General features: G+C 34.6%; 21 protein-coding genes and 1 pseudogene. 6 read left to right on the top strand and 16 right to left on the bottom strand.

What is annotated here, in order from left to right; all coding sequences use genetic code 11:
- Positions 1–33: 33 nt before the first annotated feature.
- The 3 genes from ACHMWN_RS04635 to ACHMWN_RS04645 form a co-directional block, all read right to left on the bottom strand.
- Complete coding sequence (locus ACHMWN_RS04635) at positions 34–2,463, bottom strand: DUF5916 domain-containing protein (protein ID WP_397298127.1); 2,430 nt, start codon at positions 2,461–2,463, stop codon at positions 34–36.
- Between the two features lie 165 nt (positions 2,464–2,628).
- The gene (locus tag ACHMWN_RS04640; RefSeq protein WP_397298128.1) at positions 2,629–4,758 is read right to left on the bottom strand and encodes a M56 family metallopeptidase; all 2,130 of its coding nucleotides are present in this window, start codon (positions 4,756–4,758) and stop codon (positions 2,629–2,631) included.
- On the bottom strand, positions 4,755–5,117 hold the full coding sequence (locus tag ACHMWN_RS04645) for a BlaI/MecI/CopY family transcriptional regulator (RefSeq protein WP_397298130.1): 363 nt from the start codon (positions 5,115–5,117) through the stop codon (positions 4,755–4,757). The genes ACHMWN_RS04640 and ACHMWN_RS04645 overlap by 4 nt, the downstream gene beginning before the upstream one ends.
- A gap of 235 nt (positions 5,118–5,352) precedes the next feature.
- Here ACHMWN_RS04645 and ffh point away from each other — a divergent pair, with 235 nt between their 5' ends.
- On the top strand, positions 5,353–6,693 hold the full coding sequence (ffh, locus tag ACHMWN_RS04650) for a signal recognition particle protein (RefSeq protein WP_397298131.1): 1,341 nt from the start codon (positions 5,353–5,355) through the stop codon (positions 6,691–6,693).
- A 168-nt stretch (positions 6,694–6,861) separates the two neighbouring features.
- Entirely contained in the window at positions 6,862–8,400 is a 1,539-nt protein-coding gene (locus tag ACHMWN_RS04655; protein WP_397298133.1) for a YifB family Mg chelatase-like AAA ATPase, read from the top strand.
- Positions 8,401–8,437: 37 nt separating this feature from the next.
- Here ACHMWN_RS04655 and ACHMWN_RS04660 read toward each other — a convergent pair whose 3' ends face one another.
- Together ACHMWN_RS04660 and ACHMWN_RS04665 are read right to left on the bottom strand one after the other, a co-directional pair.
- Complete coding sequence (locus ACHMWN_RS04660) at positions 8,438–9,673, bottom strand: DUF1016 N-terminal domain-containing protein (RefSeq protein ID WP_397298134.1); 1,236 nt, start codon at positions 9,671–9,673, stop codon at positions 8,438–8,440.
- Between the two features lie 41 nt (positions 9,674–9,714).
- Positions 9,715–10,581 (bottom strand): hypothetical protein, encoded by an 867-nt coding sequence (locus ACHMWN_RS04665; protein ID WP_397298136.1) that lies wholly within the window; start codon positions 10,579–10,581, stop codon positions 9,715–9,717.
- A gap of 547 nt (positions 10,582–11,128) precedes the next feature.
- On the opposite strand from ACHMWN_RS04665, the gene ACHMWN_RS04670 reads away from it, so the two are divergent.
- Together ACHMWN_RS04670 and ACHMWN_RS04675 are read left to right on the top strand one after the other, a co-directional pair.
- Positions 11,129–11,872: a hypothetical protein gene (locus ACHMWN_RS04670; RefSeq protein ID WP_397298138.1), complete on the top strand. Its 744-nt coding sequence runs from the start codon at positions 11,129–11,131 to the stop codon at positions 11,870–11,872.
- 4 nt (positions 11,873–11,876) lie between these two features.
- Positions 11,877–12,185: a hypothetical protein gene (locus tag ACHMWN_RS04675; RefSeq protein ID WP_397303540.1), complete on the top strand. Its 309-nt coding sequence runs from the start codon at positions 11,877–11,879 to the stop codon at positions 12,183–12,185.
- On the opposite strand, the gene ACHMWN_RS04680 is transcribed toward ACHMWN_RS04675, so the two are convergent.
- The 8 genes from ACHMWN_RS04680 to htpG all read right to left on the bottom strand — a co-directional run bounded on the left by ACHMWN_RS04680 (position 12,129) and on the right by htpG (position 21,549).
- Complete coding sequence (locus tag ACHMWN_RS04680) at positions 12,129–13,271, bottom strand: metallophosphoesterase (RefSeq protein ID WP_397298139.1); 1,143 nt, start codon at positions 13,269–13,271, stop codon at positions 12,129–12,131. The two genes, ACHMWN_RS04675 and ACHMWN_RS04680, sit on opposite strands and share 57 nt — an antisense overlap.
- Positions 13,272–13,311: 40 nt before the next feature.
- Positions 13,312–13,536, bottom strand: coding sequence for a hypothetical protein (locus tag ACHMWN_RS04685; protein ID WP_372819878.1), 225 nt, complete (start codon positions 13,534–13,536; stop codon positions 13,312–13,314).
- A complete protein-coding gene (locus ACHMWN_RS04690) occupies positions 13,536–13,805 on the bottom strand; it encodes a hypothetical protein (RefSeq protein ID WP_397298141.1) in 270 nt (89 codons plus the stop codon). Before ACHMWN_RS04690 ends, ACHMWN_RS04685 begins: the two co-directional genes overlap by 1 nt.
- Before the next feature lie 3 nt (positions 13,806–13,808).
- The gene (locus tag ACHMWN_RS04695; protein WP_397298143.1) at positions 13,809–14,414 is read right to left on the bottom strand and encodes a TlpA family protein disulfide reductase; all 606 of its coding nucleotides are present in this window, start codon (positions 14,412–14,414) and stop codon (positions 13,809–13,811) included.
- A 137-nt stretch (positions 14,415–14,551) separates the two neighbouring features.
- Positions 14,552–15,244 (bottom strand): DUF4397 domain-containing protein, encoded by a 693-nt coding sequence (locus tag ACHMWN_RS04700; protein WP_397298145.1) that lies wholly within the window; start codon positions 15,242–15,244, stop codon positions 14,552–14,554.
- 123 nt (positions 15,245–15,367) lie between these two features.
- On the bottom strand, positions 15,368–18,202 hold the full coding sequence (locus ACHMWN_RS04705) for a TonB-dependent receptor (protein WP_397298147.1): 2,835 nt from the start codon (positions 18,200–18,202) through the stop codon (positions 15,368–15,370).
- Between the two features lie 128 nt (positions 18,203–18,330).
- Positions 18,331–19,536, bottom strand: coding sequence for a metallophosphoesterase (locus ACHMWN_RS04710; protein ID WP_397298149.1), 1,206 nt, complete (start codon positions 19,534–19,536; stop codon positions 18,331–18,333).
- Positions 19,537–19,662: 126 nt separating this feature from the next.
- On the bottom strand, positions 19,663–21,549 hold the full coding sequence (htpG, locus tag ACHMWN_RS04715) for a molecular chaperone HtpG (protein WP_397298151.1): 1,887 nt from the start codon (positions 21,547–21,549) through the stop codon (positions 19,663–19,665).
- Positions 21,550–21,683: 134 nt separating this feature from the next.
- On the opposite strand from htpG, the pseudogene ACHMWN_RS04720 reads away from it, so the two are divergent.
- Both ACHMWN_RS04720 and def read left to right on the top strand, forming a co-directional pair.
- Positions 21,684–22,917 (top strand): annotated as a pseudogene (locus tag ACHMWN_RS04720) (M16 family metallopeptidase).
- A 94-nt stretch (positions 22,918–23,011) separates the two neighbouring features.
- Positions 23,012–23,569, top strand: a complete 558-nt coding sequence (def, locus tag ACHMWN_RS04725) for a peptide deformylase (RefSeq protein WP_397298153.1) — start codon at positions 23,012–23,014, stop codon at positions 23,567–23,569.
- Between the two features lies 1 nt (position 23,570).
- Here def and ACHMWN_RS04730 read toward each other — a convergent pair whose 3' ends face one another.
- From ACHMWN_RS04730 to ACHMWN_RS04740, 3 genes are read right to left on the bottom strand one after another with little or no spacing between them, the layout of a single operon-like run.
- A complete protein-coding gene (locus tag ACHMWN_RS04730) occupies positions 23,571–24,212 on the bottom strand; it encodes a hypothetical protein (RefSeq protein WP_397298154.1) in 642 nt (213 codons plus the stop codon).
- 52 nt (positions 24,213–24,264) lie between these two features.
- Positions 24,265–24,510, bottom strand: a complete 246-nt coding sequence (locus ACHMWN_RS04735) for a NifU family protein (RefSeq protein WP_173270804.1) — start codon at positions 24,508–24,510, stop codon at positions 24,265–24,267.
- Between the two features lie 34 nt (positions 24,511–24,544).
- Complete coding sequence (locus tag ACHMWN_RS04740; protein WP_397298155.1) at positions 24,545–25,621, bottom strand: Mrp/NBP35 family ATP-binding protein; 1,077 nt, start codon at positions 25,619–25,621, stop codon at positions 24,545–24,547.
- Between the last annotated feature and the right edge of the window lie 18 nt (positions 25,622–25,639).

The following is a 25,639-nucleotide window of genomic DNA, read 5'->3' on the forward strand; positions in this document are numbered from 1 at the left end:
GAACTGGTGATGCAAATGAGCTAATAAATAAAATTATTTTTTCTTTTTCACTAGATCTAAGTAATCTATATAATACAATACTTTTATAGATAAGCTGTTATTTTGTGGTCCAGATAGCACTTTATCAAAGTTTCTGCCATAACGTTTGGTCAAAAACTTTTCGTTAGTTTCTGCAGCATCTTTGTATGTAATACTTAACTCACTTCCTGGCTTAAACTGCCAAACGTAAGCAAGATCAATATTAAAAACATTATAGTTTCTATCCACGTTTTGTAAAGCAGCTCCAGTATAGGCATTCAATCCACCCGTACTGTTTAATGCATAAAATTCTTTATTTCTTCTATCAGACCAATAATGTCTTACACCCAATTGAATTCCCATTTTATTACTGAAACTATATTTGGCATCCATTGTGTTTTCAACTGTGTTTCTATCGTATCTAGAAAAAACTGATTGTGCACCGTTAAACCCAACCCAGCTTACATAATCATAACTTGGATTAAAGTTTAGGTCTAAACCAAATGCCAGTTTATCGCTTACTCTTAAATTTTGAAAGAAGTAAAAGTTATAATTAACCCCATCAAATAAATCTACTTTAGTTCTAGTTACGTTTCCGCCAAAATTGTATGCTTTAGCTCTATTTGGGTTGATGTAAATTCCTAAACGATAACTTCCTGGTGCTTTATAAATTTGTCCATTTCTAGATTCATAAAAGTCGTTTGATTTTGCTAATACATTTGCATTTAATTCTGCTGACCATTGATTTTTAAACTGGACATAGAAGCCTGGAAAAAATCCTAAGCTTTGATAATCACCAGGTTTAAATCTTCTCGAATATTCTATTTCTGTCCATGCCTGAATTTGATTGTACCATTTACCAGGTTTATAAACATTATATGCAACGTTTACTGATTGATTGAAGAAGTTGTTATTGGTATAAAATCCCATATCAGATGGATCGAATTTAGTATCTGAAAATTCTTGTCCATAAGTAAATGTGTATGTTCCACTTTTCTTTCCTAGTGATAAATCATAACTGTAACCGTTACGATTTTCTTTAATTGGATCAGCAGTTACATAACTCATTTTACCAGCACCGTCAATAAAATAAGTGTTCTTTTTATCGTTAATATTGAAAAGTGCAGCACTCACGTTTGCATCATATGCACTCCCTTGTCTTAAAACGTTTGTATTAATTACGCTAACAGAACTGTTATTTTTTAACGATTGGTCTAATACGAAAATATTGTAATTGGTTAAAGGCTGACTTTCAAATCGGCTTCTATTTCCGGCTGGGTCTTCCACCTCTGTGTACATTTTATTAGTGATAGCATTAAAAACGCCTATGCCTAATCCCTTAGCTGTACGGCCAGAAATTTTAGTTGCATTTAATACTTTTCCCTCTTGTGGATCTTTAATTACCTTATCCGTAGATTTCAATGCGCTTCTATCAAAATAAGATGGAATAGATCCAATGCGTTTAGAATAAAATAAATCCCCCTTATTAAACAACTCTGTTCCTTCTGTAAAAAACTGACGGTTTTCATTAAATTTAACTTCAAATGGTGTAAGATTCAATACTCGATAATCGCTCTGAACCTGACCAAAGTCGGGGATTAAAGTCATATCTAAGGTAAAACTTTGGTTGATGCCGTATTTCACATCCATGCCACCATTAATAGAGGCTTGTGTGTTTTTAACACCCGGAGTATTATAAGGATAATTACTAATTAATGTAGAAACGTAAGGTGAAAACGACAAACGCAATGGCGCTTTAATGCCCTGCAAACCTTCTAAAACCCCACTTTGATTAATAAAACCACTTACTTTAGGGTCTACAAAATTCCAAAAAGTTTGTCTATTTGTTCCTGTTCTTTTACGAATGATATTCATTCCCCAGTTTTGGATATCCTTACTAGAAAATCGCAATGCAGAATATGGAATTTTAATTTCTGCGGTCCAACCTTTGTCGTCAATTCTTACAGCACTTTCCCAAACAGCATTCCAGTTTGGATCTTCATCACCAATAAGAGAATATTTAGCATCAAACTGAACACCAGCAGCAGTAACAAAAAAACCATTGCCATTCTGCCCATCCAAGAAAGTATCAAAAACAACGCCTATAAAATCTGCGTTACCAATTTGATCTCTTGCAACTAACTCATGTACAATACTATCAGGTTTATCATACATTCTTGCCGAAACATAAATCGCGTAATCATCGTATAAAAACTTTACATCTGTTCTACCTTCTCTCGGTTCCACACGGCCTGGAACCGGTCTGTTCTCTACAAAATCTGTAGCTATAGGAACTCCATCCCAAACAGCATCATCTAAAACACCATCTATTTTTGGGCTTATTGAAGTCCTTTTAGCTTGAACTTTCTTTTTTATTGGAGCATTCTGTGCAACGCTAACGGTAACAGTAAATGCTAGGATAATAAAGGTAAAAATTAGTTTCATTCGGTTTGTTTTGTTCACTATAAGACTGCACTTCATTATGAAATGTTGCACGACGTTGAAAATATATTTTTGTTTATTTATGGGAGGGGCAATTTTTTCCATGGCAATGCCAGGAGAGAAGAATAATCTCCCATTGGCATTGTTGGTTATACTTATTTTTGTTTCTTAATCGATTGAAAGTACTTTCAACGAGATGTACTTATCGATGGTAGAATAGTTACGGCCTTTTTTCCGCATTTCTGTTATAAATGCTGGAGTTACTCCAGTTGATTTTGCACCCATTACATCGCCAATGTCAAGCTTTTTAAAGCCAAGTTTTAAATAACTATTGTATTCTTCTGGTGTAAACCCTAATGCTTTTAAACTTACATAGTTTTCGGTTTCAAGGTTTGGAATAACCGCATCAAATTTTTTGCAAAATGCGGGTGTTATACCTAATGCTTTGATGGCCAAAAGGTCTTCATCTGTAAATTTATACCCAGCATCCCTAAAGCTTTTAATAAATTCAGGAGTAATGTTCATCGCTTTTTTTGCAATTAAAGATTCCAACGCATCATCGTCTGAGTTTTTATCCCCTTTACTTCCCTTGCTACCTTTTGGTCCTTTTGTATTCGCATTTAAATTAGCGTTTAGATTTGCATTGGCATTCTTATTTGCATTTGCGTTTGCATTCTGATTAGATTCTACCTTTGCAATTCTTGCAGTTTTAATATCTTCACCTGTAATCCCTTGCGCTTTAAGCGAAATTAATTTACTTGCCGTAACATCTTTATACCCAGAATTTTTAATATCAGTTACAAAAGCAGCATCAATATCTAATGCTTTTAATGGAATAAGATTTTGTAAGCTAAGCTCATTCAGTCCAGCTGCTTTTAAACTGCTTATGTATTCTTTACTAACCTTTAATGCTGCCAATGGGATAAGATCATTTTTAGAAAGCTGAGTATAACCTTGCGATTTTAACATGGTTACAAAATCTTTTTTAATGTTGATTAGGAAAAACACGAACATGTCTTTTTCTTTATCGGTTTTAATACCTTCTGTGTTTAAGAATGAAACATAACTTTCATTAGCATTAAAATTATATTCACCCATTCCAACATTACCATCAAATCTACCCGTAAATTGTACTGTTCCAGCTTCACGGGTTAAAGAAAATTGGCCAGTTGTATTTTGCGGAAGATTTTTAAATTCTGAAAGATCAAAATCGTTGTTGCTATTGCTATTTTTATCTTCTTCTCCTTCAAAACGGATTTTAACCTTGCTTCCTTTAATGGTGGCAAACCATGATCCTTTAGTTGGAATAGTAGTAAGTTGACTTGGTTTATTGGCAGTTTTAGGAGTTGTTTTTCCATAAGCTACTGGCTCGTTTAATAATGAAATAAATACGAGCAACAATGGTAAAATACAAAGGTATTTCCATGTTGAATTAAGGCTAGATTTTTTTGCGTTCATCATGATTAATCTTTTTTTAAGTACAGATTGGTTATAATTTGTGGTTAAACTAATTGGAAAATGAGGTGCAGAAACCTTAACCAAACTCATTTGGTAGCTGGTCTTTTCTACATCAGAATGTTCGAGTAATTCATTATCGGTTAAAAACTCAAGGTTATCTTCAATCGCTTTGCGGTAAAACCAAGCAAACGGATTAAACCATTGAAAAATAAGCGCAAGTTCAGCTAATAGAATGTCATAGCTATGCCCTTGTTGAATGTGTATTTTCTCGTGTAAAATAATTTGGCTATACGTATCCCAATCGTATTTTTCTGGGTTGATAAAAATATGATTCCCAAAAGAGCATGGAGCCTGATCTCCTGTAAGCTCAACAATTCGATAACGCCCATCTTCAATAGAAGGACTTCGATAGCTTCTATATAACAATAAACAGAGTTGGAATAAAAAGTTTAGCCCAAATACGGCAACGCCAAGCCAATAGCCCCAAACAAGCCCTTTAAAAATTGAAATATCTTTAAAGAAAGATTCTTTTTTAACAGGTGCAACGTATATAGTTTGGTTAGCAGCTGCACCACTTTGTGTAGTAGAAACCGTGTTTGAGATTGGCAATTCATCGGCTTGTTTACTTTCGACTATAGATGCAATGGCAGTTGCATTATCCGCATTACGAAAAGACCATTGTTCTGGAACTGGGATAAGCGGCAAACTGAAAGATAAAGCCAAACAGCCTAAGAGGACAAAGCGGTTAAGCGGAAAAAAAGTTTCTTTTTGCAATAATACTTTGTAAAACAAGAAACATCCTGCAAGAATAAGGGCAACATTTAAGGCATAAAACATCATGGCTTTTTAGTTTTAATGAGGTTTACTATTTCTGTTAGTTCGTCTTCTGATAGGTTTTGTTCTTTTGCAAAAAAAGCCAACATGCGTGGATAAGAATTATCAAAGTATTGACTTACCACATCTTTTAAAGCATGCTTTTGATATTCTTCTCTACTAATAAGTGGGAAATAGCAAAACATATTTCCAATTACATCATGTCCCAAAAACCCTTTTTCTTCCAAAATTTTTACCATTGTTGCAACACTGTTGTAATGTGGTTTCGGATCTGGAAGTAATGGAATAATATCTCTAATAAATGCTTTCTCTACATCCCAAAAGGTTTGCATAATTTGCTCTTCTCTTTTTGCCAGTTTAATCATCTTCTTTTAATTTGATAAACGAAGGTAATACTAATTAATTAATAACAAAACTAATCGATTAGTAGAATGGTAACTTTTTTGATACAAGTAGGTTTAAGGCAAGAAAAAATAAGATCTGAGAGTTTCTTATTTTCTTAATCATTTGTCATCAAGTATTGATTATCAGCAACACCATTAACTATCTCTTATGGATATCGCCCATTTTTAATATCTTTGCACTTTACACAATAAGAATATGTTTGAGAATTTACAGGATAAGCTAGACAGGGCATTTAAAGTTTTAAAAGGACAAGGAAGTATTACCGAAATCAACGTGGCCGAAACCATGAAAGAGATTAGGAAAGCTTTATTAGACGCCGATGTAAATTATAAAACAGCCAAAGCTTTTACAGATGATGTGAAAGAAAAGGCTTTGGGTTTAAACGTACTTACAGCAGTTTCTCCTGGTCAGTTATTGACCAAAGTAATGAACGATGAACTTGCTGCGTTAATGGGTGGCGAGGTTATAGAACTTGATTTAAATAACAATCCTACCATTATATTAATTGCAGGTTTAAACGGTGCGGGTAAAACTACATTCACTGGTAAACTAGCTTTGCACTTAAAAAACAAGGGCAAAAAACCATTAATGGTTGCAGGTGATGTTTATCGTCCTGCTGCTGTAGATCAATTGCAGATTTTAGGTGAACAAATTGAGGTTCCTGTTTATGCAAATACAGTTTCTAAAGATCCGATTGCGATTGCTTTAGAAGGTATTGCTGAAGGTAAAAAGAACAACAATAATGTAATCATTATTGATACGGCTGGTCGTTTATCTATCGATGAAAGCTTGATGAATGAGATCTCTGAGGTGAAAGCGCAAACTAAACCTCATGAAATTTTATTTGTAGTGGATGCCATGACTGGTCAGGATGCGGTAAATACAGCTAAAGTATTTAACGATAGACTTGATTTTACCGGAGTTGTATTAACCAAATTAGATGGTGATACACGTGGTGGAGCTGCTTTATCTATCAAATCTGTAGTTAACAAACCGATTAAATTTATTGGTACTGGCGAGAAAATGGAAGCACTGGATGTTTTCTATCCAGATCGTATGGCTTCTCGGATTTTGGGTATGGGCGATGTTGTTTCCTTAGTAGAAAGAGCACAACAACAATTTGATGAGAAAGAAGCGGCTGAATTACAGAAGAAAATTCGCAAGAATAAATTCGATTTCAATGATTTCTACAACCAAATTCAGCAGATTAAGAAAATGGGTAACATGAAAGATTTGATGGGCATGATACCTGGAGTTGGTAAAATGATGAAAAACGTAGACATTGATGATGATGCTTTTAAAAGTGTAGAAGCAATTATCCAATCGATGACTCCTTTTGAAAAAGAAAACCCAGATAGTATACAACAAAGTCGTCGTGTACGTATTGCCAAAGGTTCGGGTCATAAAATTGAAGAAGTAACTAAACTAATTAAACAATTTGAAGACATGCGTAAAGTAATGAAGCAGTTTTCAAATCCAGCAGCCGCTGCTAAAATGATGAAAAATATGCCGAAGATGCCACAAGGTAGAATGTAAGCTTAACCATAAAATTGAAGATCCCGTTACTTAGCGTTTCGGGATTTTTTTTGCGCTAATGTTTCCCAAAAGGAAAAATTTATCCTTTATAGTTAAAGAATTTACCTCATAGTTTCATTTTTAAAAAGGAATCTACAAATCCATTTTGCTTTGCATACATTTAAAACTATGCTTGTAAAAACCTATGGAAGTGCCGTTTATGGAGTAGACGCTTTAACCATCACCATCGAAGTAAGTATTGTAAGTGGCACCAAATATTTTGTGGTCGGCTTACCTGATAATGCTGTAAAAGAAAGTATGTTTCGGGTAGAAAGCGCTATCCGAACTTCGGGATATCATATGCCCCGACAGCGAATCGTTGTAAATCTCGCACCTGCTGATATTAGAAAAGAAGGTTCAGCTTATGACCTGCCCATTGCGATTGCAATTTTAGCCGCTTCGGGGCAAATTAAAACAGATGAATTAGACAGCTATTTTATTATGGGCGAACTTTCTTTAGATGGAGGTTTACAAAGTATTAAGGGTGCTTTACCCATTGCCATACAAGCTCGTGGTGATGGTTATAAAGGATTCATCCTGCCCAAAGTAAACTCTAGGGAAGCTGGTATTGTAAATGATGTACTGGTTTACGGCATGGAAACTTTAGCTGAAGTAATTGATTTTTTTAATGGCAAAGAAAAACCTGAACCTATTGTTGTTGATACAAGAGAAGAATTTTTTCGTCAAATAAATAGTTATGAGCAGGATTTTTCTGATGTTAAAGGGCAAGAAAACATTAAAAGAGCATTAGAAATAGCAGCTGCAGGTGGCCATAACGTAATTTTAATTGGTCCACCTGGGGCAGGAAAAACAATGTTAGCTAAACGCTTGCCCACTATTTTACCTCCTCTTAATTTACAAGAAGCTTTAGAAAGCACAAAGATTTATTCTGTAGCAGGGAAACTTCCTATTGCTAATGCGTTAATGACTGAAAGACCATATCGCTCACCGCACCATACTATTTCCGATGTAGCTTTGGTTGGCGGTGGAATTAATCCGCAACCGGGTGAAATTTCTTTAGCACATAATGGTGTTTTGTTTTTAGATGAATTGCCAGAGTTTAAACGTTCAGTACTCGAGGTTATGCGCCAACCTTTAGAAGATAGAAAAGTAAGTATATCTAGGGCTAAGTTCTCTGTAGAATATCCATCCAGTTTTATGTTGGTGGCTTCTATGAACCCTTGTCCTTGTGGATTTTTTAATCATCCAGAAAAGGAATGTTTATGTGGGCCAGGCATTGTACAAAAGTATTTGAGTAAAATATCTGGGCCCTTATTAGACCGGATTGATTTACATGTAGAAGTTACGCCTGTTAATTTTACCGAATTGTCTTCATCCCGCGATGCGGAAAAAAGCAGTGAAATTAGAAACCGAGTAATGAAAGCCAGAGAAGTACAAGACAAGCGATTTGCAGAAAATGATGTACTTCACTTTAATGCGCAAATGAGCCCAAACATGGTTAGGCAAATTTGTATAATTGATGAAACTGGACAATTTCTCATTAAGCAAGCCATGGAAAAATTGGGTTTATCTGCTCGAGCATATGATCGTATTTTAAAAGTTTCTAGAACCATTGCAGATTTAGCGGGAAGTGAAGTGATTGAGCCTGAACATTTAGCAGAAGCAATACATTATAGAAGTTTAGATAGGGAAAGTTGGGCTGGGTAGGTTTAACACAGATAAGGGGATGGCAACGTTAGCTATATCAAATTCTCATAAGAAACTTTAATAACTCTGGATTTTTATAAATATTTCTATTTAAGTCATTTTTTGAGCTTATAATTGGTTCGACTATTTCTTCTGTAATGATTAGAGTATTGTTCCTTTCTGTAGTCTTTATTTGAGTAATTGATTTGTTGTTTTTTATTTTGTGGGATAAAATCTCGGTTTTTGAAAATTCATTTAAAACAACTTGCTCCAGTGCTTGCAAGGTTATCCCTTCTTCAAAAACTTTACAAGCGAGAGAATGTTGCTTTTTTGGGTCATCAATTACTAGAAGAAGCCTCAGATATGACCATGATACTGTCTGCAAGAGCACCATTGGACGATCTTCCTTTCTGTATTGTGTTGCAAATCTTAAGCAATCCGATAATTGCGTTTTGTCAAAAACAGATGGAAAGCTTTTGTTCAGTTCCAATAAGCAATCATCAATCACTTTATTCTTATTTAGCTGCAACAAGTCGGAAAGCCTCAAGATTTCAATCCCAATTTCCCAAGAAAAGGAATTAAACTCCATATTAAGGATATGATTATAATAGGACTGGAAATCAAGTACCTTTCTGTAAATGCTGGTTATTATATCATAGTTACCAATATTCTTTTCCAACATCATATCCAGAATTGCTTTATAATTTTCTTTTGGCTCGAACAATTCTTGAAAAGCATCTCCTTTATTTCTGCCGAAATATAACTCGAACGTGCTTCGATAAAAGGGTTTAGCATTCGAAAGCATAAAGGCCATTTTGTCGTCATTCAACTTTTCTCCACTCGCTTCAAAGGCACTCTCTGAAATTCTTTTAGCGAGTTGCTTAGGGGCCAAGGATTCAGTGTGGATGAGCTCCATGTAAAATATCCATGCATTATTATTTTCTAAATTTAAAAGGAATGGCATATACTCCCAGTTTATGGCGGCCGATATATGGCTCATTGTAGCAAAACCACATTTTTTGGCAAACACTTTCATCATTGAAAGGTTTTCTGCTTGCAAGTAATTACCAAAAACAGGAGAAAGTTGGTCAGAAATCACATTTAAAAGATTTTTGTCATCGGTGTGATTTTCTTCCGATTGATGATTTATCAACATGCCAATCTCCCAAAACAGGTTAATTACTCCCGAATTGATGACTTTTAAAAGGTCTATGTGTTGTCTTTTAGCTTTGATTTCGATATTATTTCTTATTGGATCGTTTACAGTAGCTCTGACTATATGTCTTTTCGTCATTTTCGTGTGCTAAGATTAAAGTCGTGAAAATTTTTCTCTCATTACATAAAGGGCGTCACAATTTGGGTTTTAGTTTTATGGTACTGCTTAGTTGTCGAAGTGCCCTGACTTAGGTATGTCCATCTAAAATTCGCTTCAAAAGTCCAGACACAAACTGCTCCCTGTAGTGTCGGGTCTCTAGTATAACTTGTGTTTATTGTAATTGGAGTAACAACTCTTAATATATTACCTTTTGCATAATTATAATATGTTATACTGCTGGGATGAGCAGTTACATTAAACATGGTGATGCCAACTATCATGCGAGTTAAGGCAGCACGATGTACGTAATAACTGCAATCATATGTGGGTGGCGGGACAGTTGCCAATCCAGAGAAATCTTCTCCAATCTCCGATACATTATCGTCTTCTGTATATTCTGTTTCTACTAAATGGGCGGTATGCGCTGTTACGATTTCTTGATCTATCGGCTCCTCGCCGCCACCACCACCACCACCGCCACCACCGCCACCAGTATCGCATGTAGTAAAGAGGTATACCTCATAATAGTCTATAACAATTCCCTCTTCGTCGTAAACAGTTGTTACTAAATACCAATCTATACAAATAGGGTCAACATCACGAGGGGCATTGCTCAACTCGCTGTTGCGTTTTGTTTTGGTGGATAGTTGGCTTCCCTTCATCACTGTACCCACCGAACGCACCTTACCGTCCTTGTACCCTATCTGATACAGCAGCCTACCCTTTACGTTGAAAAATTTATACTCCCCATCATCGGTTACGGGCTCGTTATTCAGTATATTTTGTAACGTCATCTCTGATAGTGACGACTTCTTCTTGTCATCTAAGGGAAGATAGGAAACGACTGTTGACCATCTTAGCTTTCCTGTTCTACTTTGCACTATCATTAGCTTCAGGGCAGAGCGTTCATTTAAATTAAGGTTTTTCCTTACTCCGTCATCCACTGGAATTGTGATGATAACGTCGCCATTTTTTCTCGGCATGGCCTTCATGGAGCCGTAATCAAGGCTTTCGCTTATCATATCAAGTGTCACCGTTTCCTTGACGCTTGAGTTTTTATCATGTTGCTGAAGCCATTCTGAAATGACTTGCTTTTTCGGAAGCTCGTTTGTCGGGCTTTCTACGAATTCCTGTTTGCGACACGAAAGGACAATGGAAATAAGAGGTAGTAGCAAGGCTAAGAATATGCCCTTTTTATATTTTTTCATTTTTTTTTGAAATTGAGAACTTGTTAATCCGATCAATTGTAAACAATATCAAAAAAATTTCCAGCATATTCAAATATTTATCATGTATCATTTGTTTAAAAAGTATTAATATATATTCCAACTGTCTATTGCGCTTAAATCTCCCCCTAAAAGACTATATCATTAACTTATAGATATACATATCTTGATTTTTATAAAATACTATTAACCTTAAAAATAAAAATGTATGTCTACAACTTATGAAACAGGTCACGCTAAAAATGTAGCGAATTTTGAATCTCTAATTTCCTTTATAAAAGGATATGGGGCAGCTTACAACCCATCTAAAACAGCAATACATTTGGGTAATATGCAGGCGCAAGCTAAAAAAGCAAAGGATGCGATCAACAATCTTAATGCATTACTCGCAAATCATGGCAATGCAATTGCTGGCAGAGAAATAGCATTTGCGCCGATACAAAAATTAGGTAGTCGGCTATTAAGCTCATTAAAAGCAACAGACGCCCCAATACAAGTAATAGATAATCTATCAAGTATAAATAGAAAGTTACAAGGCAGAAGAGCATCCGTCAAACTCACCGATGAAGAAAAACAAACCTTAGTAGCCGAAGGAAAAGTAGTAAATCAAATATCAGCTTCACAACAAAGCTTTGATAGTTTATTAGACACTTTCGATAAATTCGTGAAACTACTAGCATCAATACCACAATATTCACCCAACGAAACCGAATTAAAAGTTGCAACCCTCGAAGGCCTATACATTCACCTAAAACTTCAAAATAGTACTGTAGTTAGTAGCGCCACATCTCTTAGCAATGCACGGTTAGAACGCAACATCGTGATGTACCATCCAGAAACAGGCATGGTAGTAACCGCACTAGATGCAAAAAACTATATTAAATCAGTATTCGGTATAAGTAGCCCACAATTTAAACAAGTTTCTAAACTAGTCTTTAAAAGCGTAAAATAAAATCATAAACAACAGTTGCGCCAAACAAAGCAATTGTTGTTTTAACCCAACCCGCAAGTTTACTTCTTTTTCCTACTATTTTACTTTTCCAACCTGCTGTTTTACTTTTCCAACCCGCAACTTTACTTTTCCGACCTGCAACTTTACTTTTTCAACTCGCAATTTTACTTTTTCAGCCTGCCATTTTACTTTTCCAACCCGAAACCTTACTTCTTCAGCATGCAACTTTACTTTTCCGATCTGCCATTTTACTTCTTCAATGCGCAACTTTACTTTTCCAGTCCTCCGCCCCGCAAGTAGGAGATTGCTCTAAATTATTAAATAGCAACCCTGCCAGTTCGGTTTCTTCTAACACTATTCTGATGGGTTGATTTTTAGTTTTATACTCCCATTTTATTAGTCTAATTTTTCCATCGGCTATTTCTAATCCGGTAATATCTCCATCGTTAAAACAACAACACCCGCTATTAAAATAATTAGTGCGTAATGCTGTAAATGCAGGGATTTCGGCTCCGCTTATTTTTTCTTTAAACATTTGATCGTGGAGCTTTTTCTGTGCTGCTTCATCGTTCTGTTTAATGGCTTCGTTTAACTTAATATATAGGCGTTCTAAATGTGTTAACGAATTAAAAACAGGTTGATGGGTATGTCCGGTTATTAATACGGCATCTTGTGTAGCTGCCCATTGGTACATTAGTTTATTGTGTTTTGATTTAAGCTGATTATTGAACGCCGGTGTATTTGGATTAATGCGTAAATAGGCTTGAAAGGGCGCCCAAACGTTAGAGACAAACCATTTACTAAACCAATTTCCATCGCTCTGCATATCGCCTTGATGGCCATGTGTTAAAAATAGTTGTAATGGTTTGTTATTGACAATGGTTTGAAGAATTAAACCCTCGTAAACTTTAACTTTTTGACCGTAAATGCTTTCGAGCTGAAAACCTGCAAGGGGATCGTTATCCCAATACAAATCGTGATTGCCAAATATTTTGGTGAAGGCATTTCTTTGCAAAAAACATTTTTCGAGTTCAAAGTTCTTTTTATTATGCTTCTTTACGGCTTCTAGGGTGTTTTCCCAAAGTTCTTCGCTGTCTCCTAAACTAATTAAATGATAGTTGTTTTGGTTATAATAGGTTAAAGCTGCTAAATAATTGTGTTCGCAAAAACCAAAATCGTCTGCATAATTACGTGCACCTTTGTGTTGATCTGAGAAAATAATAAATCGATCGTTTTGATTGAAATCTAGACGTAATCCTTTTTTACCTGGTTGTTGGTTAATGCTTTTAAAAAGTGCTGTTAATGCTTGGTGTATGCGTACGCTATTTGGTCGAGATGCGTATTTATTTGCCATTTTAACAACAAAACCACTGAATAGCTTTTGTAGCAATTTTCTCATCTCAACTAAAACAATTAAGTTGACTAATGTTTTAAAATACTTACGCTAAATAATTAACAATGGCTTCGCCGATGTCTTCAACCTCATCGTTGACTTCTACAATGGGTTGATCGGTTTTGTAGTCTATTCGCATCCATTTTAGATTTTTATTGCGAACGATTTGTGTATACTCTGCTCCCCATTTAAAAATGGTATAGGTATTGTTTTCTTCTGGAATAACTTCGTAAATGATGCCATTTACTTTAACATAGAATGATTCATCCATTATTCTGAATCTTCTAGCTCATCGTCCTCTTCTTCTTGTTCTGGATTTAACAAATACGCAGTGATTAGTTTTCCTATTTGATTCACTTCTTCATCGTATTCAAATAAAGGCAATGCGGTTTCTTTATCAAATTTTATCCATTGTTCTGCATCGTCCTTTTGAATTTGTGCGTATTCTTTTCCTTCTTTAAATACGACATATATATCATTCCCTTCTGGGAAAATAGCGTAATTGATATTGCCAATTTCTAAATCAAATGGTTGTTGCATTGCTTAATTTTTTAACTCTTTTAGTTGATTAATAAATGTAATAAATTTTGGGTTCGAGTAATTTGCTGCCCCTTCTCCATTAAAGGAAACTCTACCTTTTTTATCGAATACAATGGTGGTGGGTAGTGAGCCTTTAAAGATGGTTTCTGGTAAATTACTTGCGAAGTTATATACAGGTAGTTTATACTTTTTTCTATCCATGTAGGCTTGGGCTTTGGTAAAATCGCTATCTGCATCTACTAATAAAAAGACAACTTCAGGATCGTTTTTAAATTGCTCGTATAGTTTATTAACGGATGGCATTTCTGCTAAGCATGGTGGACACCAGGTTGCCCAAAAATTGAGAAAAATTATTTTGCCTTTTAAATCGGCCAGGCTAATGATTTCGCCTTTGGCATTTTTAAATTTAATGGAAGATAAATGGGTATTAGCAGTTTCCGTTTTGTAGGTTAAATTAGGTTTAAACAACCCTATTTCCATTAGGCCTTGTAGCATGAATGCTTTGGCTGCAGGAACAAATAAAAGAAGTAAAATTAAGGCGATAAATAGGCCATTGAAAATTTGTTTTCTTGTTAATTTTTGCTTAAAATTCGTCTTATTAGTTGCCATATTTATGAAAAAACTGCTGCATTACTAACGCAAAGCTACGGCTTTATTATAGAAATGGTTTTTGATTTTATAAAATTGACGCATTTATGCTTTAACAAAAAAGAGCCATCGCATAAAAGGATGGCTCTACGGAAAAGCTATTTGTGTGTGAAAATAGCGGCTCCGAATTTGGTTTGATCTATAGTTGCTTTTAAGCCTTTTGCATAAATGGTATAAATCTTCCCGCTTTCTATTTTAATGTCTGCAAGTGATGTTTCTAGTGCACTTGTTGTTGCATTTTTAACATTAAATGTTACTTTATCTGCCGCATCGATGTTTTCGAAAGTTGAATATTCTTTAAATGCTTTGTTGGTGAAAAGATCTGTTGTTTGCCCATTAATAGCTAAACTTAATGCTCCGCCGTCTGGACTTAAGTTTACAAATCTAATTTTTGCCTTTCCTGTTGCTGGTTTGGTAAGATCATCTTTTATCAACAGGAATTTAATGTTCTCTAACTTATCAACTACAAATAACGAATAACCAATCTGTGGCTCAAGTGTAAGTTGTTCTGTTTTTAAACTGGTGTTAGTGCCTGCTTTAGCAACATCAAATTTTCTATTGCCAGAATATGCATTTAAATAATCGACTTTACTGCCAAAAGAAAATTCGTTAAAGGTTGCCAAGCTATTATCTACATATACATTTAATTTTTCTGTAGTTGGCGATGCATGGATAATACTTAATCCCGAAATGTCTACTGGTTCGTAATCTGTATTTTTTGAACAAGAAAGTAATCCTAAGGATAATGTAACCGCAGCTAAGATAGCTTTGTAAGTCATTGATATTTTCATAATTAAATTTTAAGGTGTACAAATAAATTAGGTTAATTGGCCATTAACTTTAATCTATACGAGAAAGCTATACTAAACGCTACAGCAAGATTGAATTATTTACACTTATGGATCGACTTCTTTTTAATCTGCATCTACACGAAACACCTTTCCACCAAATTTAGAGATGTTGTAATTTACACCAAAGGTGAAAACTCGAGTAACTTGGTTACTTCGGCTATCTACAATAGAATTTCCAGAAACAAAACGAGTTAAATTGTTCCCCTGATTTAATAAATCGTTAGCATTGATGTTAATACTTAACGATTGATCTTTAAAAAATGCTTTGCTAAAATTGGCATTCAATATAAAAGGATTTGTGTTTGCTAAAGAGTAGCCTGAATTAATTTGTTTAGCTGCGCTGAAGCCAACAAAGTATGATTTTTTTAACGTAGCTCTTGCAGAAAGCGATAGATTTAAATTTTTAACATCTCTATTACTTTGATTAAAAGTTGCGTTGCTGTTGGTAATGCTATAGTTTACGTTTGTATTTACGTTAAGTTTTTTCAATCGTAATGAGCCGCTTAAATCTGTTCTAAAATTGTGTGTTCTAAAAAATGTAGCCCCACTAATTTGTCCTAAATTAAAAAGAGCGATATCGTTAATTGAATTTAGGTTGATGTTATTGTTGGAGTTAAAACTATAACTTGTACCTGCAGTGATATTAGCTTGTTTCAAATTAATGGTGCCTCGCAAATTCTGCGATAAGTTTACTCCTTTATTAAACCGTTTAATGCTATTAATAAATGTCGCTCTGTTTGAAAGGTTAATGTTACCGCTGTATGAAACTGAAAATTTATTTTTTTTGAGTGGAATATTTAGGGTGTAGTTATTTCCCAAATTATAGGTGCCGTTTGTATTTTCAAATCGCGTTTCTTGTTTTAAACTGTTTAATGTATCGGGAAGTAAAATAACATTATTTACAATTTCATTGCGAGTGGTAGAAAAACTTAATCCAGTTTGTACGGATACGCCCGATTTTAAATGTACATAGTTAAAATTTGAAGAAATGTTATGATTAAAAGATGGTTTTAAATTTGGATTTCCTACAATTACATTTTGTAAGTTTTGCGCATTTTTTACGGGTTGTAACTGGAAAAGAGAAGGTGCATTATTGTTCCCTGTATAACTAACCGAAATTGTTTTTCCCTTTGCAATTGTTCTACTTAAATTTAGATTTGGAGAATAATTAAATGCATTGCTGTTTATTTTTTGATGCAGATTTAGGTAATTACTGCTCATTAGCGTTGGTCGGGCGTTCATCCCAACATTGTAACGCATTTTTTTATTGGTGTAATTGTAATTTATACCTAAAGATTGACTAATGACCATTGAGGTGTATTGTGTACTTAATGAATCAATATATCTTGGTTGACTTGTTTTATTATCAAAAACTAGGGTGGCAACATCGTTACGACTACGCGTTACAGAAGCGGCGTAATTAAAACTTAGGGCTTGTTTGGCTAATGTATCTTTCAGTTTTTTTAATCCAAGGCTATAATTGATTCCAAGATTAACATTCTGACCATTACTTTCAGTGATTAGGTTTCTGTTTAATAGCGAATCTTTTTCTAAAACCTGAGTATCTTTATTGTAATACAGTGTATTTGTACTGATGTTTTGATTTGAATTCGTTGAGCTTGTGGAAACCATAAAGTTTGCGGATAAACTATTTCGTTTATTTTTCAAGATTTTCGCAAAACCTACATTCGCATTTATTCTAGGAGATTTATTGTTTGATTGACTATTGTTTCTCCGGTCTTGCTTGATAATTCCTAGTTGATTGTTAACTGATTCGTTTAAATTGTTGCCCTGATTGTACGATACACCGATGGAACTGTTTAGGAAGATTTTTTTATTGTTAAAACTAAAGTCCGAATTTAAATTTTGGTTGCTATTTCTGTTTTCTCCATTACTTTTCGTATCTGTATAAAATGTACCTAATGGATTTAGCGTTTCTACCGACTGTTCTGTGTTAAAAGCAGAAGTGTTTCGCCCAATGTTATACCCAACACCAAAGTTTCCGAATTTCCCTAGTTTATCACGATGGGTAGCAGATAATCTTATGTTTTCATTTTCTCCAGCGCCGTTGTTTGACGTGGTATAGTTTAATCCTCCACTACTTTGTTTCGTATCACGCCATAAACTCATGTTTCCACTACCACCAAGTTGGTCGTTGGTTCCAGCAGTTATACCTCCATTACCAAATTGCCCTTTATTCATGCCGGGTTTGGTTACAATGTTTAGCATTTTAGCTGGCTCACCTACTTTTATTCCAGTAAAATTTGCTTCATCTCCAAAATCATCAATAATTTGAATTTTAGATACAATTGCTGCTGGTAGTTTAGCGATAAAATCTTTTACGTTATTGGTAAAGAAATCTTTGCCGTTTACACGGAGCTTAACCATTTCTTTACCCATTGTTTTGGCGTTGTATTCCTCGTCAATCTCTAATCCAGGAAACTGCTTTAATAAATCAGCTACGTTATCGCCCTCAAAAACTTGAAATGCCGCAGCGTCGTATTCAACGGTATCTTGCATTACTCGTATAGGATTGGGCTTTCCTTTAATGAGGACCTCTTTGAGCATGTTTCCAGCAAACTTTAGCTCAATCCCTTTAATTTCTAATTCCTTTTCTTTACCAAAAGTATAGCTACCACTAAATTCTTGGTAGCCTATCATTTTAACCGTTACTGAAAATGATGTGGTTTTAACTTTAGAAAAATTGAAATACCCATCATCGTCGGTAGTGGTACGCAGGGTATCTTTATCTGTAATTAATAAAACATTGGCATTGCTTATTGCATTTTTACTGGTGTCGGTAACCAATCCATTCACTCGCTTATTGGTTTGTGCAAATACAGTTGATGCGCACAACATCAATAAACAAAATAGAAAGAGTGAGTGACGTTTTTTCAAGAGATCGTGATGATTATCTATACAAACTTAATTTTTAGTTTTCTACTAGCTGTATTTTTTACAAAATTTAACTAAATCTTTAAGTTAGATTAGATAATAAACCGTTTTCCATAACAAATTAGGAAAGATTATTTTCTCTTCAGTTCGATAACCGTAATTTCTGGCCAAATACCAACTCTGCCAGAAAAACCAATAAAGCCAAAGCCTCTATTTACGTTTAAAACTCTTCCGTTTTCTTCTTTAATACCTGCCCAATGTTTATAGCGTAAACTCACAGGACTCCATTTGATGCCAAATAGTTCAATGCCGAATTGCATTCCGTGTGTATGACCAGATAAGGTTAGGTGAATTTTTGAAGGATTGTTTTTTACTTGTGCCTCCCAATGTGATGGATCATGAGAGAGCAAAACTTTAAATTCTTCTATTGTGGTATTTTGTAATGCTTTTTGTAAATCGCCACGCTCCCCAAAACCTAGACCCCAGTTTTCTATCCCTGCTAAAATGATTTTCTCACCGTCTTTTTCCAATTCTATGTGCTCATCTAGCAATAAACGAAAACCTAATTCTTGATGGTATTTTTTGAGCTGTTGTAAATTGCCACGTTTGATTAAGTCATTTTCCCATTTCACATAATCGCCATAATCGTGATTTCCTAAAATAGAAAACTGACCATACTTGGCTTTGATTTGAGAGAAGTGACCAATGTAAGGTTTAATTTCTTCTGCTTTGTTGTTTACTAAATCGCCTGTAAAAACAAATAAATCGCTGTGTTGCTTGTTAATTAAATCGATGCCTTTTTGTACTTCGTTCGGGTTGGTAAAACTACCAGCGTGTACATCAGATATTTGAGTGATGGTAAATCCATCAAAGGCTTTTGGCAAATCATCGAAATATAAGGTATGCTTAATAACACGATACGCGTATTTACCCCAAAGCATCCCGTATAGGAAAGCAAAAAACAAGAACAAAAATAAGGCTAAACCAATTTCTATGGCAATTATAGACCTTGGCGGAAATATAAAATGATGAAAAACAGCAGCGATTAAACGATAACTGTCATTTATCAAAAGCACCGCAACAAATAGCAATTCGCTAGCAAAAAACATGATAAATGCATGTACTGCAAGCATAAAAAACTTATCTGGTTCGCGGCTTTGCAATCGAATTACTGCTGTAATCATTAAAACCACAATAAGTGCTACCACTGACCAAAAAATTACTGGAACATATGTTTGTGGCGCTAAAACCTGCAATCCTCCTAATGCATAAGCATTCAACAGCAGAAAGAAAATAGTAAAAATGGCTACCGGTACAAGTGAAAGTCTTCTTTTCATTTTATAGGAAATAAAAAAGGTGTTTTTCTATTCTTGTCGTCTTGCTGAACTCGTTTCAGCATCTGTTAGATAGACCCTGAAATAAATTCAGGGTGACGACAAGGAGAAAGAAAAACACCTTTTGTGTTATATTAACTCTACACTTCTGCTTACAAAAGCTGTTAATTCTGCTCCTGTTAACATACCTTGAGAAAGTAAAGCTAAATCAACTGCTTGTTTAGCAAATTTACTTTGCTCTGCTTCGTCAGTTGATGCTAAAATTTTGCTTACTAATTTGTGGTTCCCGTTAATGGCAACTTTATAGCTATCTGGCATATTTCCATAAAAACTCATTCCACCACCCATTTTAGCCATGTCTTTCATGCGACGCATAAATTCATCCATAGTTACGGTAACTGGAGAATCATCTGGATTTAAACCCACAACTTCTACGCTGAAATTAGGTTTTGCAATTGCTTTTTCGAAAATCGCTTTAACGTTTGTAGATTGCTCTTCGCTTAAAACAGATTCTAAAACTTCGTCTTTTTCAATCAATTGGTTAGCAACACTAGCATCCACACGTTTCAATTGTGTTTTCTCTAATTTTTGTTCTAAACTGCTCACAAAATGATTATCAATTGGAGAGTTCATCACCAAAACATCGTATCCTTTTTTCTCTGCAGATTGGATAAATCCATCTTGTTTTTCAGGATCTGTGGTGTATAAATAAACTACTGTTCCATTTTTATCCGTTTGAACTGGAGCTACTTTTTCTTTGTATTCTTCGAAAGTGAAGTTTTCTCCTTTGGTATTGGTTAGCAATGCGAAATCTTTTCCTTTATCGTAGAATTTCTCTTCGCTAATCATTCCGTATTTAACGAATAAACCGATATTACTCCATTTTTCTTCGTACGCTTTACGATCTTTGTTAAATAATTCAGCTAATTTATCTGCTACTTTTTTAGTGATGTAACTGTTGATTTTTTTTACGTTGCTATCAGCTTGCAAGAAACTTCTCGAAACGTTTAATGGAATATCTGGTGAATCAATTACACCGTGTAATAACATCAAAAATTCTGGAACAATGTCTTTAACTTCATCAGTAATAAATACCTGGCGACTAAATAATTTGATTTTGTTGCGTTGCATATCAAAATCATCTTTCACTTTAGGGAAGTATAAAACTCCTGTTAAATTGAAAGGATAATCTACGTTTAGGTGAATCCAAAATAATGGATCTTCAGAAAACGGATATAGTTGTTTGTAGAAATCTAAATAATCTGCATCTGACAAATCTGCAGGCACTTTCGTCCAAATTGGATTAGTAGTATTGATGATATTATCAACTTCTACTGATTTATATTTTGGCTTATCTTCTGCATCAACACCATCTTCTTCTTGCTCTGTTTTAGTTCCGAATTTAATTGGAACAGGTAAGAATTTAGCGTATTTATCTAAGATTTCTTGTAATCTATGTTCGCTTAAAAATTCCTCAGATTCTGCATTAATATGTAAAATAATGCTGGTACCGCGAGTTGTTCTATCACCATCAGAAATTTCAAATTCCGTACTACCATCGCAAGTCCATTTTGCAGGTGTAGCACCTTCCTGATAAGATAATGTTTGGATTTCTACCAAGTCAGAAACCATAAATGCAGAGTAAAATCCTAAACCGAATTTACCAATAATTTCGTTTGCGTCTTTTGCATCCTTAAATTTTTCTACAAACTCACTAGCGCCAGAAAAAGCAACTTGATTTATGTATTTTTTGATTTCCTCTGCAGTCATACCCAAACCGTTATCGCTAATGGTAATGGTTTTTGCTGCTGCATCTAAGCTTACTTCTACTAGTGGTTCGCCCACTTCGCCATTATACTGACCAAGTGCTGCTAAACGTTTTATTTTTTGAACCGCATCAACTGCGTTAGAAACTAATTCCCTTAAAAAGATTTCATTATCCGAATACAGGAATTTCTTGATGATTGGAAAAATGTTTTCTGTGTGTATGGAAATACTTCCCTTTTCTGTTGTCATATTTGTTTTATAATTTTTTGATTATACCTAAGCTTATCAATGCCTGTTCCAAAATGCTTTATAGGTCAAAATGACAGAGTTATACACTGGATATCAATAAATAATCTCGCAATCTTATGTATCTTTGCCGCTTAATGGAATATAACGTTCATACTTTACACAATGGCATTAGGCTTTTGCATGTGCCTTCTGCATCAGCAATTTCTCACGCTTGTATTATTATCAATAGTGGTTCTAGAGATGAGGATGAAAAGCAAATGGGTTTAGCTCATTTTATTGAACATTTAATTTTTAAACGTACCGAGAAGCGAAACACCAATCAGATTTTAACCCGATTAGAAAGTATTGGTGCAGATTTAAATGCATATACTACTAAAGAATATACATGTGTTCATGCTTCTTTTTTAAACCCATATTTGGACAGAACAATAGAGCTTTTTAATGATATCGTTTTTCATTCTGTATTTCCAGAGGATGAAATGGAAAAAGAAAAAGGGGTTATTTTAGATGAAATTACTTCTTATTTAGACCAACCTGAAGAGGCGATAAACGACGATTTTGAAGATCAACTTTTTGCTGGTCATCCCTTTGGGAGAAATATTTTAGGAACACCTGAAACAGTAAATGCATTAACAAGAAAAGACATTTTAAAGTTCATCAAGGATAATTACAGAACAGATGAAATCGTGGTTGCCGTGATTGGAAATTACCCTTTAAATAAGTTCATAAAAGTTGGCTCTACACATTTTGAATCTGTTCCAGCAAATTTATCAGATAAAAAAAGAAGTGCGCCAATCCCAAATAAAGCACAAAATATCGTTGTAAATAAACAAATTTCACAAGCGCATGTAATGATGGGCACACAGGCTTATTCTTTGCATCACCCATACAAAGCTGGTTTATTATTACTTAATAACATGCTTGGTGGAACGGGAATGAGCTCGATTTTAAATTTACAATTAAGAGAAAAATACGGCATTGCATATACCATTTGAATCTAATTATAGTCCGCTGAGCGATACAGGGATTTTTGCTTTATACTTTGGTACAGACAAAGAAAAATTAGACAAAGCGTTTAGCCTAATTGCAAAAGAGTTCAAAAAAATAAAGGACAATCCTTTAACAGAAATTCAATTGCAAAAAGCTAAAAATAAATTTATTGGACAAATTGCTTTAGGCGAAGAAAATAGAATTGGGTTAATCATTTCTATGGCAAAAAGTCTAATTGATTACAATAAAATTGATGATTTAGAAACTGTATTTAATAAAATTAGAGCAGTTAGTACAACTGATATGGTAATTATTTCTAACGAGATTTTAGATGAAAGCAAATTAAGTTCGCTCACATTTTATCCCACAGAAAACTAAGCATCCCGAATAGTTATTAAACATTGCTGTCATCAAAACAACAATTTAGCAACAAAGCAATCTAACAATTCGTGTATTTTTGTATTTTTGCAGTATGAAGTTACCAATTGTAGCCTACGGCGATCCTGTTTTAAAGAAAGTTTGTGATGATATTGATGAAACATATCCTGATTTACAACAACTGATAAAAAACATGTTCGAAACCATGTATAATGCTAGTGGCGTTGGTTTAGCTGCTCCTCAAATTGGTTTGCCTATCCGTTTATTTATTGTGGATACTAAAGGTGACGAAGATGAGGAGGCTTATGTGAAAGTTTTCATCAACGCTCAAATTTTAGAAGAAACTGGTGAGCCTTGGGCTTTTAATGAAGGATGCTTAAGTATTCCAGAGGTGCGTGAAGATGTAACACGTAAGCCAAATATCTTAATTAAGTATTATGATGAAAATTGGAAGCTTCACGAAGAAAAAGTTACAGGTTTTCCAGCTCGAGTAATTCAACATGAATACGACCATATTGAAGGTAAATTGTTTACTGATAAATTGAGTTTGTTGCGCAAACAAATGTTAAGAAGTAAGCTTGACAATATTTCTAAAGGAAATGTACAAACGGATTACAAAATGCGTTTCCCAAAACAAAACAAAAAAAGATAATTTATCGATCTTCGCTACGAAGTTTATCTCCACTAAAGATAGTTTGCATTAATCTGCCCCAAGCAAAAGGATTTAGTAATGGATTTGTCTGACGCATATTGGTGTTTACCATCCGATCGAAATTATAACGATAATTCCCATTACTAATTTCTTGACCATCTCTTGGTAAGGTAGCAATCATTCCTCTCAATGCTTTCGGCGATACATTTCTTTTGGCAATAGCCATATCATCATCAGCTACTTTCATAGAGAGAAAATCTTTATTAAACTCTTCAACCGTTGCCCATGGGTTAACTCTTACCGCTTGCAAATACACCACCTCTGATTTTAACTTAACCATTGCTGTATATTTATGCTCGGCAATTTCCCTTGGTAATATTAACGTTTTGCTGGTAAAGCCAACTGCAGAAAACACCACCGTATCACCTGGGTGGGCAATAAATGAATAATAGCCCTGGTAATTTGCGGCGTATTTTTGTTCTTTAACTGATAAATTTGTTATCGTTACATAGGGCACAACTATATTGCTGTCAGCATCGGTAATAATTCCCGAAAACTGCACCAATTTGTTGCTTTTGGTTTCGCTTTGCGCAAAAGCCGTGGCAACAAATAATAGCAATATAATGGTTAAGCTATATTTCATTTCACAAAAATAAGTGTAAATGCTGTATTGACTAGTTAAATTGTGTTAAAATCTAATCTTGTTCTGCTAAATCTACGGCAACAACACCTGTAATTTCAGGCACTGCTTTCATAATAGCTTGTTCAATTCCTGCTTTCATAGTCATGAAACTCATTTTACAAGAACCGCAATTACCCAATAATCTTAATTTAACAACATGCTCTGGCGTTATCTCTTCTATGGCAACATTTCCACCATCAGCTATTAAATATGGCCTGATCGTTTCTAATGCTTGCTCCACTTGTTCCGTTAAATTCATCTTATATTTTTTAAAGTATAAAAATAGTAATTTTTTAGCAATTTGCTGTCTGAATGTTATTTATAGAAATCTGTTGCGCCATTTTACCAGCAATTTCTGCAAATGCAACAGCTAATGGGCTTTCTTTATCTATTGAAATTGGTTGTCCACTATCTCCAGCTGCAGTAATACTTTGCACCAAAGGAATTTCTCCTAAAAATGGCGCTTTATATTGTTCTGCTAATTGTTTTCCACCATCCTTACCAAAAATATAATATTTGTTATCTGGTAATTCTGCTGGTGTAAAATAAGACATGTTTTCTATTACGCCCAAAACTGGAATATTAATTCCAGGCATTTTAAACATCGCTAATCCTTTTCTTGTATCGGCCAATGCCACTTGTTGTGGAGTAGTTACAATTACAGCTCCTGCTATTGGGAAACTTTGAGAAATAGTAATATGAATATCTCCTGTTCCTGGAGGAAGATCAACAATTAAATAATCTAATTCTCCCCAATCCGCATCGTTAAATAACTGTTTGATGGCATTTGAAGCCATTGGTCCACGCCAAGGCACAGGCTGATCTGGGTCTGCAAAAAATCCTAACGAAAGTAATTTGATACCATATTTCTCAATTGGTAAGATTAAGGTCTTTCCATCTTCTGTTTCTCTCGCACTTGGCTTTGCACCAACTAAACCAAACATAATAGGCACAGATGGCCCATAAATATCTGCATCGATTAGGCCAACTTTAGCTCCATCAGCAGCTAGAGTTACCGCCAAATTACTAGCAACTGTAGATTTTCCAACCCCGCCTTTACCAGATGAAACTAGAATAATATTTTTAATCGCCTTTAGTTGTGTAGTGTCTAATGGCTTAGTAACTTTTGACGTAATATTAATATTGATTACCGCATCTGCTGCAACAAAATGTTTAATGGCATTTGTACAAGCATTCTTCAGCATCTCTTTCATTGGACATGCTGGCGTGGTTAACTCTAATGTGAATCCAATCGTTTTATCTTCAATTTTAACATCTTTAATCATGTGTAGTGTAACCAAATCTTTTTTCAAATCTGGGTCTTCTACATTTCGTAAAGCGGCTAAAACCTGTTCCTCAGTAATTATCATTCCTCAAAATTAACAAAA

Source organism: Pedobacter sp. UC225_61 (assembly GCF_044452285.1).
Taxonomy (GTDB): domain Bacteria; phylum Bacteroidota; class Bacteroidia; order Sphingobacteriales; family Sphingobacteriaceae; genus Pedobacter.